General features: G+C 71.9%; 12 protein-coding genes. 6 read left to right on the top strand and 6 right to left on the bottom strand.

Going from position 1 to position 16662, the window contains the following annotated elements; translation table 11 throughout:
• Positions 1-87: 87 nt before the first annotated feature.
• Positions 88-1050 (bottom strand): GlxA family transcriptional regulator, encoded by a 963-nt coding sequence (locus OG522_RS05935; protein WP_329461873.1) that lies wholly within the window; start codon positions 1048-1050, stop codon positions 88-90.
• A 122-nt stretch (positions 1051-1172) separates the two neighbouring features.
• Between OG522_RS05935 and OG522_RS05940 the strand changes: the two genes are divergently transcribed.
• Together OG522_RS05940 and OG522_RS05945 are read left to right on the top strand one after the other, a co-directional pair.
• Positions 1173-2036: an SCO6745 family protein gene (locus tag OG522_RS05940; RefSeq protein WP_329461874.1), complete on the top strand. Its 864-nt coding sequence runs from the start codon at positions 1173-1175 to the stop codon at positions 2034-2036.
• A 66-nt stretch (positions 2037-2102) separates the two neighbouring features.
• A complete protein-coding gene (locus tag OG522_RS05945; protein WP_329461875.1) occupies positions 2103-4547 on the top strand; it encodes a Tex family protein in 2445 nt (814 codons plus the stop codon).
• Positions 4548-4648: 101 nt separating this feature from the next.
• On the opposite strand, the gene OG522_RS05950 is transcribed toward OG522_RS05945, so the two are convergent.
• The gene (locus OG522_RS05950) at positions 4649-6286 is read right to left on the bottom strand and encodes an ABC-F family ATP-binding cassette domain-containing protein (RefSeq protein WP_329461876.1); all 1638 of its coding nucleotides are present in this window, start codon (positions 6284-6286) and stop codon (positions 4649-4651) included.
• Between the two features lie 172 nt (positions 6287-6458).
• Between OG522_RS05950 and OG522_RS05955 the strand changes: the two genes are divergently transcribed.
• Entirely contained in the window at positions 6459-7223 is a 765-nt protein-coding gene (locus OG522_RS05955; RefSeq protein ID WP_329461877.1) for a thioesterase II family protein, read from the top strand.
• An 80-nt stretch (positions 7224-7303) separates the two neighbouring features.
• Complete coding sequence (locus OG522_RS05960) at positions 7304-8245, top strand: FAD-dependent oxidoreductase (protein ID WP_329461878.1); 942 nt, start codon at positions 7304-7306, stop codon at positions 8243-8245.
• Between the two features lies 1 nt (position 8246).
• Here OG522_RS05960 and OG522_RS05965 read toward each other — a convergent pair whose 3' ends face one another.
• Positions 8247-9524: a M14 family metallopeptidase gene (locus OG522_RS05965; protein WP_329461879.1), complete on the bottom strand. Its 1278-nt coding sequence runs from the start codon at positions 9522-9524 to the stop codon at positions 8247-8249.
• Entirely contained in the window at positions 9521-11518 is a 1998-nt protein-coding gene (locus tag OG522_RS05970) for a Xaa-Pro dipeptidyl-peptidase (protein WP_329467501.1), read from the bottom strand. The genes OG522_RS05965 and OG522_RS05970 overlap by 4 nt, the downstream gene beginning before the upstream one ends.
• A gap of 213 nt (positions 11519-11731) precedes the next feature.
• Here OG522_RS05970 and OG522_RS05975 point away from each other — a divergent pair, with 213 nt between their 5' ends.
• Together OG522_RS05975 and OG522_RS05980 are read left to right on the top strand one after the other, a co-directional pair.
• A complete protein-coding gene (locus OG522_RS05975) occupies positions 11732-13264 on the top strand; it encodes a M1 family metallopeptidase (protein WP_329461880.1) in 1533 nt (510 codons plus the stop codon).
• A gap of 244 nt (positions 13265-13508) precedes the next feature.
• Positions 13509-14534, top strand: a complete 1026-nt coding sequence (locus OG522_RS05980; RefSeq protein ID WP_329461881.1) for a LacI family DNA-binding transcriptional regulator — start codon at positions 13509-13511, stop codon at positions 14532-14534.
• An 89-nt stretch (positions 14535-14623) separates the two neighbouring features.
• On the opposite strand, the gene OG522_RS05985 is transcribed toward OG522_RS05980, so the two are convergent.
• Both OG522_RS05985 and OG522_RS05990 read right to left on the bottom strand, forming a co-directional pair.
• A complete protein-coding gene (locus OG522_RS05985) occupies positions 14624-15493 on the bottom strand; it encodes an oxygenase MpaB family protein (RefSeq protein ID WP_329461882.1) in 870 nt (289 codons plus the stop codon).
• 241 nt (positions 15494-15734) lie between these two features.
• A complete protein-coding gene (locus OG522_RS05990; RefSeq protein ID WP_329461883.1) occupies positions 15735-16208 on the bottom strand; it encodes a F0F1 ATP synthase subunit B family protein in 474 nt (157 codons plus the stop codon).
• Positions 16209-16662 lie beyond the last annotated feature (454 nt).

Consider the following 16662-nt stretch of genomic DNA (forward strand, 5'->3'; position numbering starts at 1 on the left):
CGCCCCGTAGGGCCCCGGAGCCGCGACCTCGTGGGGCTCCGGCGCGACGAGCCCGCGGCCGACGATCGCCACTTCCCGCGGGAGCGTTCAGGCGGGGGCGGGGCGGAAGCGGCGCCGGTATTCGGCGGGGGACGTTCCGAGGCTCTTGATGAAGGCGCGCCGCATCGCCTCGGGGGTGCCGTAGCCCGCCGCGCGGGAGACCTCCTGGACGCCGCCCGGGGTTTCTTCGAGGAGGCGGCGGGCGTGTTCCAGGCGGACCCGCTCGACGTAGCGGCCGGGCGTCGTGCCGGTCTCGGCGTGGAAGGCGCGGGCGAAGTGGCGCGGTGAGAGCCTGGCCCGCCCGGCGAGCGCCTCGACCGACAGATCGCCGTCGGGATGCTCGGTGATCCACTGCTGGAGTTCGCGCAGCGGTTCACGCCGGGCCGTCTGCGCGGCGAGCTGCGCACTGAACTGGGCCTGGTTGCCGGGGCGGCGCAGGAACACGACCAGCTGACGGGCCACGGTCAGGGCCACGTCCCGGCCGTGATCCTCCTCCACCAGGGCGAGCGCGAGGTCGATCCCCGCGGTGACCCCGGCCGAGGTGGCGATCGAGCCGTCCCGCACGAAGATCGGGTCCGGCTCGACGCGCACCGCGGGGTACTCGCGGGCCATGTGGTCACAGGCCGCCCAGTGCGTGGTGGCCCGGCGCCCGTCGAGCAGCCCGGTCTCGGCCAGCAGCAGTGCGCCGGTGCACACGGAGACGAGGCTGCGGGCGCGCGGGCCGTGCTCCCTCAGCCAGTCGATCAGCCGGGAGTCGGGATGACGGGCTCCATCGCCGCCTGGGACGAGCAGGACGTCCGGCGCCTCGGCGTCCGCGAGCGCGAGGTCCGCCATCAGGCGCAGCCCGCTGTGCGAGGCGACCGGGGCGCCGTCGAGCGAGGCGAAGCGCAGCCGGTAGGCACTGGGGTCCCCCAGGGCGCTGCCGGCCCTGGCGAACACCTCGGCCGGCCCGGTCACATCGAGACTCTGGACGCCGTCGAAGAGGACGACCAGCACGGAGCGCTTCTTCATGTCTCCATACTTGGGCCTCGCCGTGATGGCCGCAATGACGAGAATCCCACCTATCCTGCCATCGCGCACCTCGTTGGACCCTGCCCCTTCACGGCGTACCGACCAGTCGGTAACGTGCTGGTATGACCTCTCTCCCGCCGCGCGCCGGACGCCACTGCCACAGTCCCCTCAACTCGCTGCACGCCACGGTCTACTTCTCGCCGGACGTCGCCAAGGAGCTCGCCGGGATCGGCATCGAGGACCCCAGCGCCGCCTACTTCGCGGGGCGGGCGGCCGCGATGGGCGCCGTGGGACCCGGCGTCGTGGCGGCCGCGTTCTACAACTTCCGCCACGACCTGATCGCCCGCCACCTGCCCGCCGTGTGGCGGACCGCGTCCCCCGAGGCCGTCCTTCAGGCGCGGCTGCGGGCCGTCGACAGCACGCTGCGCCGACTGCTCGGCGAGGAGGCGGTGGACTCGGACGAGATGGCCGAGGCGGCGCGGCTCGCGCTGCGCGCCACCGAGGGCTGTACCCGGCACGCCCGGCCGCTGTACGCCGCGCACGCCGACCTGCCGGTGCCCGAGCAGCCGCACCTCGCGTTGTGGCACGCGGCGACCCTGCTGCGCGAGCACCGGGGCGACGGCCACCTCGCCGCGCTGCTCGAACTCGGCCTGGACCCGCTGGAGGCCCTGGTCAGCCACACCGCGACCGGCAAGGGCATGGCGCCCCGCTGGGTGCTGACCACGCGCGGCTGGCAGCGGTCGGACTGGGACGCGGCCGCCGAGCGGCTGCGCGAGCGCGGACTGCTCGACGCCGACGGCGAGTTGACCGCGGCGGGGGTGGCGCTGCGCGCCGACCTGGAGGACCGCACCGACCGTCTGGACCTCGCCCCGTACGAACTCCTCGGCGAGCAGGACGTGGCGCGGCTCACCGAACTCGCCAAGGGGTTCCTGGTGACCGCGGCGCTGGCGGGCGGCTTCCCGGGGGACCTCGTCGGCAAGGGCTGATCGTCGATTGCCGGTGCCGCCTGCCACAATGGCGCCTCAGGCTCAGCGAGAAGGCGGTACGGCAACGTGACGACGTCCATCGAAGGCAGGATCGCCGAGGAACTCGGCGTACGGGAGCGGCAGGTGAAGGCCGCCGTCGAGCTGCTCGACGGCGGGTCCACTGTCCCGTTCATCGCGCGCTACCGCAAGGAAGCGACCGAGATGCTCGACGACGCGCAGCTTCGCACCCTCGAGGAGCGGCTGCGCTATCTGCGGGAACTGGAGGACCGCCGTACGGCGGTGCTTGAGTCGGTGCGCGAGCAGGGCAAGCTCACCGACTCCCTCGAAGCGCAGATCCGGGCCGCCGACACCAAGGCCCGCCTGGAGGACATCTACCTGCCGTTCAAGCCGAAGCGCCGCACCAAGGCGCAGATCGCGCGCGAGGCGGGCCTGGAGCCGCTGGCCGACGGCCTGCTCGGTGACCCGTCGACGGAACCGCTCGTCGCGGCCGCCGCGTTCGTGGACGCGGACAAGGGCGTCGCCGATCCGGCGGCCGCGCTTGAGGGCGCCCGCGCCATCCTCGCCGAGCGGTTCTCGGAGGACGCCGACCTCATCGGTGAGCTGCGCGAGCGCATGTGGACCAAGGGCCGCCTCGCGGCGAAGGTGCGCGAGGGCAAGGAGGAGGCGGGCGCCAAGTTCGCCGACTACTTCGACTTCACCGAGCCGTTCACCGCGCTGCCCTCGCACCGGGTCCTCGCGATGCTGCGCGGCGAGAAGGAGGACGTCCTCGACCTGGTCCTGGAGCCCGAGGAGCCGTCGGCCGAGCCGGGCCCCTCGACGTACGAGAACATGGTGGCGCGCCGCTTCGGCGTCAACGACCGGGGCCGCCCCGGCGACAAGTGGCTTGCGGACACGGTGCGTTGGGCCTGGCGCACCCGCATCCTGGTGCACCTCGGCATCGACCTGCGGCTGCGGCTGCGCACCGCCGCCGAGGACGAGGCGGTGCGCGTCTTCGCGTCCAACCTGCGGGACCTGCTGCTCGCCGCCCCGGCCGGTACGCGCGCCACGCTGGGCCTGGACCCCGGTTTCCGTACGGGCGTGAAGGTGGCGGTGATCGACGCGACCGGCAAGGCCGTCGCGACGGACGTGATCTACCCGCACGTCCCCGCGAACAAGTGGGACCAGGCGCTGGCCAAGCTGGCCGCGCTCTGCCAGGAGCACGCGGTCGAGCTGATCGCCATCGGCAACGGCACCGCCTCCCGCGAGACCGACAAGCTCGCCGGTGAACTCATCGCCAAGCACCCGGAGTTGAACCTCGCCAAGGTGATGGTGTCGGAGGCGGGCGCTTCGGTGTACTCGGCTTCGGCGTTCGCCTCGCAGGAGTTCCCGGACATGGACGTGTCGCTGCGCGGCGCCGTCTCCATCGCCCGGCGCCTGCAGGACCCGCTCGCCGAGCTGGTGAAGATCGACCCGAAGTCCATCGGCGTCGGCCAGTACCAGCACGACCTGTCCGAGGTGAAGCTGTCGCGCTCGCTGGACGCGGTGGTCGAGGACTGTGTGAACGGCGTGGGCGTCGACGTCAACACCGCCTCCGCGCCGCTGCTTTCGCGGGTCTCGGGCATCGGGTCGAACCTCGCCGAGAACATCGTGGCGCACCGCGACGCCAACGGCCCGTTCCGTTCCCGCCGGGCCCTCAAGGACGTGGCGCGGCTCGGCCCGAAGGCGTACGAGCAGTGCGCGGGCTTCCTGCGGATCCGTGACGGCGAGGATCCGCTGGACGCCTCCAGCGTGCACCCCGAGGCGTATCCGGTGGTGCGGCGAATGGTGAAGACGGTCGGCAGCGAGGTGGCCTCCCTCATCGGCAACACGGGGGTGCTGCGCTCGCTGCGGCCCAACGACTTCGTGGACGAGACCTTCGGTCTGCCCACCGTGACGGACATCCTGCGCGAGCTGGAGAAGCCGGGGCGCGACCCGCGCCCGGCCTTCAAGACGGCCACCTTCAAGGAGGGCGTCGAGAAGATCGGCGACCTGGCCTCCGGCATGGTCCTTGAGGGGGTCGTCACCAACGTGGCGGCGTTCGGCGCCTTCATCGACATCGGCGTGCATCAGGACGGGCTCGCGCACGTCTCGGCGCTGTCGAAGACGTTCGTGAAGGACCCGCGCGAGGTGGTCAAGCCGGGTGACATCGTCAAGGTGAAGGTCCTCGACGTCGATGTGCCGCGCAAGCGGATCTCGCTGACCCTGCGGCTGGACGACGACGCGGCCGCGCCGGGCGGCGCGCCCAAGCGGGAACGCGGCGAGCGGGGCGGTCAGGACAAGGGCCAGGGAGGGCGCCCTCCGCAGCAGCGCCGTGGCAACGGCGGCGGCGAGACGCGGGGCGGCGGTCGGCAGGGCGGCGGCGAGATGCGCGGTGGCGGCAGGCAGAGCGGCGGCCAGGGCCGCGCCTCGGCGCCGGCTCCCGCCAACAGCGCGATGGCGGACGCCCTGCGCAAGGCGGGCCTGCTCGACCCGAAGGGCCGCGGCGGGCGCTGAGAGGGGTCAACGACGAGGGCCGGGCACACGTCAACCGACGTGCGCCCGGCCCTCGTTGGCGTGCCGGTCGGCGGTGGTGCCCCGCCCGGCCGGGCGCGGGGTCAGTGCTCGGTAACCTGGCCGTCCGCCACCACCAGACGCCTGGTGGTGTGCACCGCGTCGAGCATGCGCCGGTCATGGGTCACCAGGAGCAGGGTGCCCGAGTACGAGTCGAGGGCGGACTCCAGCTGCTCGATCGCGGGCAGGTCCAGGTGGTTGGTCGGCTCGTCGAGGACCAGCAGGTTGACTCCCCGGCCCTGGAGCAGGGCGAGCGCGGCGCGGGTGCGCTCGCCCGGCGACAGCGAGGCAGCGGTGCGCAGCACGTGGTGTGCCTTGAGACCGAACTTGGCGAGCAGGGTGCGGACCTCCGCCGGCTCCGTGTCGGGGACCGCGGCGCAGAACGCGTCGAGCAGCGACTCCTCGCCCAGGAACAGGCCGCGCGCCTGGTCCACCTCGCCGACGACCACGCCCGAGCCGAGCGAGGCGTGGCCCGCGTCCAGCGGGAGCCTGCCGAGGAGGGCGGCGAGCAGGGTCGACTTGCCGGAGCCGTTGGCACCGGTGATGGCCACGCGGTCGGCCCAGTCGATCTGGAGCGAGACGGGCCCGAAGGTGAACCCGTCGCGGTGCACCTCGGCGCCGCGCAGGGTGGCGACGACCGCGCCGGAACGGGGGGCCGAGGCGATCTCCATGCGCAGCTCCCACTCCTTGCGGGGCTCCTCCACGACATCGAGGCGCTCGATCATGCGCTGGGTCTGGCGGGCCTTGGAGGCCTGCTTCTCGCTGGCTTCGCTGCGGAACTTCTTTCCGAGCTTGTCGCTGTCGGTGGCCTTGCGGCGGGCGTTCTTGACGCCCTTGTCCATCCACGAGCGCTGCATCTGGGCGCGGCCTTCGAGGGCGGAGCGCTTGTCGGCGTACTCCTCGTAGTCCTCGCGCGCGTGGCGGCGCGCGGTGTCGCGCTCTTCGAGGTAGGCCTCGTAGCCGCCGCCGTACAGGTTGATCTGCTGCTGGGCGAGATCGAGTTCGAGCACCTTGGTGACGGTGCGGGCCAGGAACTCGCGGTCGTGGCTCACGACGACCGTGCCCGCGCGCAGCCCCTTCACGAACGCTTCGAGCCGGTCCAGGCCGTCCAGGTCGAGATCGTTGGTCGGCTCGTCGAGAAGGAAGACGTCGTAGCGGGACAGGAGCAGCGACGCGAGGCCGGCGCGGGCGGCCTGGCCGCCGGAGAGCGCGGTCATGGGCTGATCCAGGCCGGTGGTCAGGCCGAGCGAGACGGCGACCTCCTCGGCCCGCTCGTCCAGGTCGGCGCCGCCGAGCGCCAGCCAGCGCTCCAGGCTGTCGGCGTACGCGTCGTCGGAGCCCGGGGCCCCGTCGACCAGCGCCTGGGTGGCGGTGTCCATCGTTTCCTGGGCGGCGGCGACCCCGGTGCGGCGGGCCAGGAACGCGCGGATCGTCTCGCCGGGGCGCCGGTCGGGCTCCTGCGGAAGGTGGCCGACGGTGGCGCCGGGCGGGGAGAGCCGCAGCTCGCCCCGTTCGGGGGTGTCGAGCCCGGCGAGCAGGCGGAGCAGGGAGGACTTGCCCGCGCCGTTGGGGCCGACGAGGCCGATGACGTCGCCGGGGGCGACCACCAGGTCGAGTCCGGCGAACAGGGTGCGGTCGCCGTGGCCGGCGGCGAGGTCCTTGGCGACGAGAGTTGCAGTCATGAGGTGACCGATCTTAAGCCGTCGCCGGGCACGCCCCGGCGCCCCCTGGCCTTGCGGGCCCCGCCTCCGACAGGATCAGCCGTGGCACCCGCCCCGGGACCGTTCGACGCCACCGACCGGCCCCGGCCCACCGTCCGACTGACCCGACCGCTTTCCTGGAGGTCCGCACACCATGAACACCGCCGCGTCACCACGCTGGCTCGTCGGCGGGGCGCCGCGCCCCGGCGCCCCCACGGTGTACTGCTTCGCGCACGGGGGCGGCTCGGCCACGGAATACCTGCGCTGGGCCCGTGACCTGCCGGACGCCGACTTGCGGGCCGTGCAGCTGCCGGGCCGCGGTTCGCGTTTCGTCGAGCCGGGGTTCGGCTCGCTTGACGCGCTGGTTGCGGCGTTCCTCGCCGAGGTGCCGCTGAGCGGGACGCCGTACGTCTTCTTCGGGCACAGCCTGGGGGCGCTCATCGCGTACGAGATCACCCGCGCCCTGCGCGCGGCGGGCCGGCCGCTGCCCGCCCGGCTGATCGTGTCCGGTTACCCGGCGCCGCACCGTCGTCACCCGCGGGTCTCGGACCCGCTGCACGGTCTGGCCGACGACGAGCTGATCGAGCGGGTGGCGAGCATCCACGGCGGCATCCCGCGGGAGGTACTGGACTCGGCGGAGCTGCGGGCGCTGGTGGTCGGCCCGCTGCGGGACGACTACCGCGTCCTGGAGACGTACTCCTGGCGACCGCAGGAGCCGCTGGCCGTGCCGCTCACGGTGCTCGGCGGCCGCGACGACACGATCACGTTCGGGGAACTCGACGCATGGCGGGAGCACACCACAATGGATGTGACGGTACGTCAATTTCCTGGCGGGCACTTCTACTTGCGCGATCAACCCGCCCCCGTGCTGAAGGTGATCTCCGAAGCACTGGAAGGCGTCGGCCAACCGGACAACTGATCACCGCCAGGCCGCGCCCACCCCCCTGACGTCGGCGCACCAGCCCCGCCACGGGTGCCGCCATGAGCTACCGTCCCGCTATGAGCAGCGACGTGATCGTGGTGGGCGGCGGGATCATCGGGCTGACGACGGCGATCGTCCTGGCCGAGTCCGGGCACCGGGTTCGGGTCTGGCGCCGGGAGCAGACGCGGGACACGACGTCCGCGACGGCGGGTGGCCTGTGGTGGCCGTACCGCATCGATCCCGAAGTGCGCGTCGGTGCCTGGGCGTTGGCCTCCCTGCGCGTGTACGAGGAGCTGGCCGGACGGCCGGACGAGACCGGCGTGCGACTGGTCGAGGGCCTGCACGAGGGGGCCCGGCTCGCTGATCTCGGGCCGTGGGCGGCCAAGGTGCCCGGCCTGCGGGAGGAGCCCCGGGGGCTCCGAGCCAGGCTTCCGCTGATCGACATGCCGGTCTTTCTTGGCTGGCTGGAGCGGCGGCTGACGGCGGCCGGAGGGACGTTCGAGACACGGGAGGCCGAGCGCCTTCCGGATGCGCCGACCGTGGTCAACTGCACGGGCCTCGACGCCCGGGATCTGGTACCGGACCTCGAAGTCCGGCCGGTACGCGGTCAGTTGGTGGTGGTGGAGAATCCCGGGGTCCACAACTGGTACACCTCGGTGGAGGACGACGGTCCGCAGTCCACGTACTTCTTTCCGCAGCCGTACGGGCTGATCCTCGGCGGCACCGCCGAGGAGGACAGCTGGAACCGGGCGCCCGATCCGGCGACGGCCGAGCGGATCGTCGCCCGCTGTGCGCTGGTGCGCCCCGAAATCGCCGGAGCACGTGTGCTTGCCCACCGCGTGGGACTGCGTCCGGCGCGGACCTCCGGCGTCCGCATCGAGCGTGAAACCACGGCGCACGGCGGGGTGCTGGTCCACAACTACGGGCACGGCGGCGCCGGGGTCACGGTGGCCTGGGGCTGCGCCGAGGAGGCGGCGGCCCTTGCCGCCGCCTCCCCCGCGCCCCGGCCGCCCCGCTGACTCAGCAGCGCTCGACGGGCTCGGCCGCGGTCAGCCGGTACCGGGCGCGCCCGTCGAGCAGCAGCGGCACCAGGGCGCGCAGGGACTGGCGCACGGGCACGAAGGCGCCGCCGTCGGTCGTGCGCCTCAACTGGACTCCGTGCAGGGCGAGTTGGTCATCGACCTGTGCGTACTGCGCGGGGTTGAGGTGGTAGCCGCAGGGCGGACGCACGAGGATCTCGCCGGGGGCCGGGCGGGCGTTGTCCGCACCGCCGAGGTAGACCGGCCCCCGGTCGCGATACCCGGCGACGCGGGCCGCGCCCGTGGCCGCCTCAATGGAGGCCCGGCGCTCCGCCATGAAGGTGAAAAGACCGCGTAGCCCGGCCAGTTGGGAATCCACCCGGCGCCGTTGGTTGACCGCGGGGTCCGCCTTCTCCGCCTCGGTCATCGCATCCGCGCGGCTCTCGATGAGCAGGGCGACCGCGTGCTTGACGCCCGCCGTGTTGCGCAGGATCCGCTCCTGGCCGTCCCCCGCCACCTGTTTGACGGGGGCGCCGGTGTCGGGGTCGGTCCAGATGCCGTAGGTGCCGGTGCGGTAGCCCGCCTCCCGCGCCGTCCGGCGGACGTAGTCGGCGGACAGGTTCCGCGCCTCCTGGTGAACCTTCGGGGCAGTGTTGAGGTTGCGCGGCCAGAGGTCGAAGAGGTCCTTGTCGTAGACCTTGGGCGTGGCCCGGTACTCGTGCAGGTCGTAGATGACGTCGGGGTGCCGGTCGCGCAGGACCGAGGCCACGGCCCGAGCCTCTGCGGTCTTCAGGGCCATGTGGTCGCGGTTGATGTCGGCGCCCTCGGAGTTCTCCCGGGTGTCGGCGGCCCGGCCGTCCGGGTTGGCGGTCGGGATGACCACGACCGTGGTGCGCTCCAGGAAGCGCAGCGTCGTGCGGTCTTTGGTCAGGGCGAGATCACGGATCGTGGTGAGACAGGCTTCGCGTCCTGACGGTTCGTTACCGTGCTGAGTGCATACGAGAAGCACGGTGTCGGTGGTGTGTCCGCCGCCGATGCGTACTTCTTGCAGCGGGCGGCCCTGCCGGGTGGTGCCGATCTTGCGTACCGAGGTCCGCTCGCTGAGCCGGTCCACCTCGGCGAGGAACGTCTGCTCCTGAGACCGGCTGGTCCAGTGAGCCCCGTGGCTGCTCTCGAAGCCGGTCCGGGGCACGGCGGAACCCGCCGCCACGGGCGCGGTGGCCAGGGGGACGGCGAGCGCGGCCGCCGTCACCCCCAGCAGCACCAGGCCCGCTCTCACCGGCGGACGTCCCCGGGCAACCGCTGCGTCAGGCGCGGGACCGGAACACCCCTGGGTGCCACCGAACCGCCCGTTTGGGCCTGCGGACGCGTACCGGAGGTGGCCCGTACGAACGCCCACGGGCCGCCCACGAACGGAACCTTCGCCGCCGTGCGCGCCAGATCCAGGGTGAGGGTCGGCCTGCTGGCCGGCGGGTCGATGAGGTCCTTGTCGGTGCCCGCGACGATCAGCGCAAGCCGGTGGCCGGCCGGGACGACGTGGTCGGTCGCGGCCAGGTCGAGGGTGATCGTGTACGGCTTGCCCGGGGTGAGCGGGACGCCCTTGAGGTCGGAGGCGTAGTTGCCGAGGTCGGCCCAGCCGCGACTGAAGACGGTGTAGCCGACCGCGGTCTTGTCCGCCGAGGTCGTCAGATAGCAGGAGCTGTCACCGGCCGTGCTGGCGCCCCAGCAGGTGCGGTCGGTGCCGGTGACGATACCTTCGTGCGCTCCAGCGTAGTTGCGGATGGTGTCGGGTCCGAGGTCGACGAGGACCGCCGACAGGTAGGCGCTGCTGGTCGTCGGCGTGGCGGTGACGGTCACCTTGGACGAGCCGGACACCCGCAGGTCCCGGGTGAGCGGCTGGGTGACGAAGCCCGACTTGTCCGGCGTCGACTTGTCGATCTGGGCGGCCCAACTCGTCTCGTCCAGAGCCGGGTTGTCTGTGAACGTCGAGGTCGTTCCGGCGGGCGCGGGGCTCAGTGCGAGCCCTCCGACGCCGGGGGCCGGACCGCTCACCGGGTTCACCGCGGTCGTCGCGGTGCCGGCGGGGGGCCAGACGGCATCGGTGCTCCACTGGTCGGGGTGGCGCTCGATGTCGGCCATCGGCCGGTGTTCGATGCCGTTGTCGTAGCCGAGCAGATAGTGGTCGAACCACTGGTGGAGGGTGTCCACCCAGGCACCGCGCCGGTAGTCGAACGGGTCGACGTGGCCGGTCTGCGACAGCCAGATCTTCCGCTCGACCCCGTTGGCGGCGAGCGCGTCCCACCACTGGCCGAAGTTCTTCGTACGGACGTTGAGGTCCTGCATGCCGTGTACAACGAAGACACTGGCCTTCACGTTGCCGGCTTGGCGCACATAGTCCCGTTCGGACCACAGACTGGTCCAGTCGCCGCTGCGCGGGGAGCCGTCGATGAGCTTCTGCTGCTCGGCGGCACAGCGCTTCTGCGCGGCCGGGCTGTCGACGAGGCCGGCCAGATCGGCGGGGCCGCCGTCGTACAGCGGCGCGCCCTTGGCGAAGTAGTAGTCGTACCAGGACGAGATGGCGCTGATCGGCACGATCGTCTTGAGGCCCGCGACGCCGGTGGCGGCCACCCCGTTGGCGATGGTGCCGTCCCAGCTCTTGCCGATCATGCCGGTGCGGCCGTTGCTCCAGCCGGCGGTGGCGCGCTCGGTGCCGGTGCGCGAGGTGTAGGCGCGGGCGCGGCCGTTGAGCCAGTCGATGACGGCCTTGGCGGACTGGACGTCGGAGCGGCCGCCGACGTCCGCGCAGCCGTCCGAGCGGTTGGTTCCGGCCAGGTCCACGCCGACGAAGGCGTAGCCGCGCGGCACGAAGTAGTTGTCGTAATAGAGCGGCATCTGCACGATGGCGCCGTTCGCGTCGTACGTCTTCAACTGGCTCTCGTTGCCGCGGCCGCAGCACGAGTAGTAGGGGCTCGCGTCCATGATGACCGGTATCTTGCGGCCCTGCTGCGCGGGCTCGCGCGGCCGGACGATGTCGACCGCCACCCGGTCGGTCTTCCCGTCCCCGTCGCCGTCCAGACCGGTGTCCACCCACACGGCCTCGCGGATGGCGTTCTCGTACGAATAGACCGGCTGGCTCTCCCGGAGGTGGGCCGCCTGTGCGCCCGCCGGGGCGATCAGCACCGCGGCCAGGGCGGCCACGGCCGCGAAGACGAATGATCTGGGGGACCGTGATCCGGGGGGCCTGAAGGATCGTGTCCTCAGGCGGCTACCCATGCGTATCGACATGGACGGACGGTACTCCGGTCAACTCCCGTACAAAAGAGGGCAGTCGAGGAATCAAAGCGGCCGAAGACGCACAAGTCAACATGTCGGCCGAATGGCGATCGTGTGACATGAGGGGCCATGGACATGACCGGAGCGGCCGGGGCTGAATAGGGTCCGAAGAGATCGTTCACCCCACGACGACCCCTACTTCCTGGAGCTCTCGTGTACCGCAGAATCATCGCCCCGAGCGTCCTCGCCGCCTCCCTGCTGCTGGTGATCCCGGCGTCGGCCGCGGACTTCACTCCGGGCGCCCCGGGCATCGGCGACCCCTACTACCCGGCCAGCGGCAACGGCGGATACGACGTCTCGCACTACGACCTGAAGCTCAGGTACCAGCCCGCTACGGACCTGTTGGAGGGCACGGCCACGCTGCTGGCCACCACCCAGCAGGACCTTTCCCGCTTCAACCTGGACTTCGGTCTCGCGGTGAGCGAGGTGCGGGTGAACGGCGCCAAGGCGGCCTTCGCCAAGTCAGGCAGCCACGAGTTGGAGATCACGCCCGCCTCCCCGCTGCCGAAGGGCCGCTCCATCACCGTGGTGGTGAAGTACGCGGGCAAGCCCTCCGAGTTGAAGGTCGACGGCTGGACCGCGTGGCAGCGCACCCCGGACGGCGGGGTGGCGGCCCAGGAGCCGGATTCCGCGGTGTGGTGGTTCCCGTCCAACGACCACCCGCTGGACAAGGCCACCTATGACGTGTCGGTCAAGGTGCCGGACGGCACCCAGGCCATCAGCAACGGCGTTCTGCAGAGCCAGAGTTCGAAGCTGGGCTGGACAACGTACAACTGGCGCTCCAACAAGCCGCAGGCGTCCTACCTGACCACGCTCGCCGTCGGCAAGTTCGACATCACGACCGACAAGACCGCGAGCGGGCTCCCGGTCCTCAACGCCTACAGCAAGGACCTCGGCGACAACGAGGGTGCCGTGCGCGCCAGCGTCGAGCGCACCAAGGACGTCGCCGAGTGGCTGGAGAGCATCTTCGGCAAGTATCCCTTCAACGCGCTCGGCGGATACGTCCCGAACGTGCCGAGCCACTTCGCGCTGGAGACGCAGACGCGCCCGTTCTACAGCCCCGCGCAGTTCGCGAACGGCGCCAACGTGTCGGTGGTCGTGCACGAGCTGGCGCACCAGTGGTACGGCGACAGCGTCTCGGTCAAGGGATGGAAGGACATCTGGGACAACGAGGGCTTCGCATCGTATGCCCAGTGGCTCTGGTCGGAGAAGGAGGGTGACGGCACCGCGCAGCAGCTGGCGGACTGGGTGTACGCGCAGCACCCCGCCGACGACCCGTTCTGGAAGGTGAAGCCGGGCGACCCGGGCCCGGACAACCAGTTCGACGCGGCCGTCTACGACCGGGGCGCGGTGGCCATCCAGGCACTGCGCAACACGGTCGGCGACGCGTCCTTCTTCAAGATCCTCAAGGGCTGGCCGGCGGAGCACGCCTACGGCAACGCGGCGGTGGGCGACTTCGTTTCGTACGCGGAGAAGATCTCGGGCAAGCCGCTCGCCGCGCTCTTCGACACCTGGCTCTTCCAGCCGGCCAAGCCGTCCCCCTCGGCGGCGGCGAAGGCCAAATTCACGGTCCGGTCCGCGAGCAGCGGGGCCGCGTCCGGCCCGTCGGCCGGGGCGTCCAAGGCCGTCGAGCCGAAGTCGTGGAAGAAGATCTCCGAGTCGCATTCGGCACACGGCGGACGCTGACGCGAGCGCGGCCGGGGGCGGGCGGAGAGCGACCGGACTCTTCCGCCCGCCCCCGGCCGGTCGCGGCCGAGCCATGCGCCGCCCGACGCGGCACGGACCGAACCATGCAGCCACCCCCGCACGATGCGGACGTGGGGCGGGTGCCCGTCCCGCCTGGGCGTGGAAAGGGGAGTCCGTCCGCCTCCTTTGCCCCACGGGTACCCGATACGCTGGCTCGGATCCGCTCTCATGAGGAGAACTCGCCTTGGCCGAGCAGCACTTCGGGACGCGTCCCACGCTCGAAGCCGTCGCGGCGCGCGCCGGGGTGTCCCGGGCGACCGCGTCCCGGGTCGTCAACGGTGGCACGGGCGTACGCGCGCCCCTCGTCGCCAAGGTGCGCCAGGCGGTCGAGGAGCTGGGTTACGTTCCCAACCCGGCGGCGCGGTCACTCGTCACCCGCCGCACCGGCGCGGTCGCCGTGATCGTCGCCGAGCCGGAGACCCGGTTCTTCTCCGACCCCTTCTTCTCCCAGCAGATCCGCGGCATCAGCCAGGAACTCACCGCGCATGACACCCAGTTGGTGCTCCTGCTCGTCGAAGGTGCCGCGGACTACGGGCGGGTGGCCCGCTACCTGACCGGCGGCCATGTCGACGGAGCGCTCGCCTTCTCGCTGCACGACGAGGATCCGCTGCCCGCCATCGCCCGCGGCTCCGGAATGCTGACGGTCTACGGCGGCCGGCCCGGCTGGCCCACGGCCGTGCCCTACGTCGACGCCGACAACCGGGGCGGAGCACGTGAGGCCGTCCGCCATCTGCTCTCGATCGGCCGCAGGCGCATCGCGCACATCGCGGGCCCGCTCGACCAGACGGCATCGATGGACCGCCTCGACGGGTACCGCGACATGCTGCCCGAAGCGGATCCGGCGCTGATGGCCGAGGGGGCGTTCACGCCCGGGAGCGGGGCCCGCGCGATGGCCGAACTGCTCGCGCGCAGACCGGACTTGGACGCCGTGTTCGCCGCCAACGACCTCATGGCCTCGGGTGCGTTGCGGATGCTGAGGGAGCGCGGTCGGCGGGTGCCGGAGGATGTCGCGCTGGTGGGTTTCGACGACATGGCGTCGGTGGCGGAGGCGACCGATCCGCCGCTGACGACCGTACGTCAGGAGATAGTGGAGATGGGTCGCCTGATGGCACGGCTGCTGCTGCGCGGACTCGACCAGCGCGACACCGAGGCGGCTCCACCGGCTTCGGTGATCACCCCGACCACCTTGATCCGACGCGCTTCGGCCTGAGCAGGAGCCCTCAGCCGCCAGCCCTCAGCCCTCAGCCCTCAGCCCTCAGCCCTCAGCCCTCAGCCCTCAGCCCTCAGCCCTCAGCCGGATCATGCGCGGCGGTGCACGGAATGCCGGAACTCCGCCCTGGCCCGGCGGGCGAGCGGCAGGTAGCGCAGCCGCTCCGGCAGTACGGGGACGACGGCCCGCACCACCCGGCCGAAGCGGCGCAGTTTCCGCTCCTGCTCGTCCGTCCAGTCGAGCCCGATCGCCTGGCGTGCGTCCGGCGGCATGAACCCGATGGTGACGAACCGCCTGAAGCGTGCGAGCGGTGGCAGCAGCACCGGCCAGAGCACTCTCAGGGCCAGCCGCAGCGCGAGCGGACCGCGATCGGGGGGCGGGACCGGCCGGTCGGTGGCGACCAGTTCCTCGACCACCACATTGTCGGCGATCTCGTCGGCGAGGACCTTGCGGTAGTAGGGCCAGAACTCCTCGATGGTCTGGGGCATGTCCCGGTCGTGGATGCCCAGGATCCGGCCGACCTGGAGCCACTCCGCGTACAGCTCGCGGTGCTGTGCGTCGGTGAAGGGACGGCCGATGTACTGCTGGGCGTGCGCGAACACGGGGTATCCGGTGGCGTGCACCCACGCGTAGTAGGCGGGCGTGAGCGCGTGGTAGCGGCGGCCTGTGGCGTCCGTGCCCTGGATGACCTTGTGCAGCCGACGCAGCCGGCGCCCCTCCTCGGCGGCCCGCTCGCCCCCGTACACCCAGAGCTGCAAGGAGCGCAGGGAGCGCTCTCCGCGCCCCCACGGGTCGGCGCGGAACACCGAGTGCTGGTCGACGCCCGCGCCCACCGCGGGGTGCGCGACCTGCATCGTGAGTGCGGCGGGCAGGGTGAGCAGCATCCTGACGTCCCCGGCCAGGCTCCACAGCACGCCGCCGGGCGGGGGCGGCACGGGTGCTGCGTCGCGGTGGGTCATGGCCGGGCTCTCTGGGACTGACGGGGCTGTGGTGCATTGCCGGGGCTCTTGGGGATTCCAGTATGCGATCACCCGGACGGCGAAGGCACAGGAGGGCCCGGATCACCGTCCACCCACGATGAGCGGCGATCCCACTCCACACGAAGCCCGCCCCGGCGACGCAGGGGAGCACGCCCTTGGCGATAAAGGGGAGTACGCCCCCGGCGAGGTCAGCCCGCCGGGGGCGTGGTCACGAGTCCGCTCAGCGCCCGGCCGGGGCCGGCAGCGCCTCGCCGAGGATCCGGCCGGCCAGCTCGGTGGCCAGGACGTGGACGTAAGGGCGCAGCTCGGCATCGGCCGCCGCGCGCGCCGCGGCGATGTCCGCGGTACCGGCGGCGAGGATCTCGTCCCGCTCGCGGATGCCCTCGGCGCGGGCCGCTGCTATCGCGGCGGTGCCGTCCTCCTTGGCCTGCTGCCTGATGCGGGCCGCCTCGTGGCGCGCCCCGGCGAGCTCGGCCTCGTACCGCGCGCGCACCTCCGCCGCCTCCGCGAGCACGGCTTCGGCCTCGTGCGTGCGGCCCGTGGTGAGCGCCTCGCGCTCCTCCAGGGTGCGCTTGAGGCGGGGCAGCAGAACGCCCGCGAGCATCCAGAAGCAGAGCGCGAACACCACCAGGCCGAGCAGGAGATCCGGTACCTCGGGATTGAGCGGTCCCACATTGATGGGGAGGAGATTCACGCCTGGCACCTTCTCTCACTCACGCGCCCCGGGCTCCACGGCCCGCGCTGTCGCACTCCTGATCTTATGACAGGGGTACGACAGCGGGACGACTGGGCGACGAGAGCACGAATATGACGATCCATCAGGTATCGCGACGGCCCGTCAGGTGTCGTGCCGCAACGCGACAGAACGGGCGGCACGGGCGGGCCCCGAGGCGGGGTCGCGGGGCGGACGGACCACGCCATCCATTGGCCGGATTAGAACCTTCTTATAGAAACGCGTTCTAGAAATGGCTATGGTGCGCGACAGGTCACGCTGCGTCCGATTGCGGGCGTGGCCGATCGCGGTCCAGTAGCCGGTTCTGCAGGGGGAGGTTTTTTCATGAAGCTCCGTACCAGCGAGATACGGGTCGACAGTGCCGGGGGTGCGCCGTGAAGGCCGGGCGGGGCGGAGGCAGAGGCCTCCCCGCGCT

Source organism: Streptomyces sp. NBC_01431 (assembly GCF_036231355.1).
Classification (GTDB): domain Bacteria; phylum Actinomycetota; class Actinomycetes; order Streptomycetales; family Streptomycetaceae; genus Streptomyces.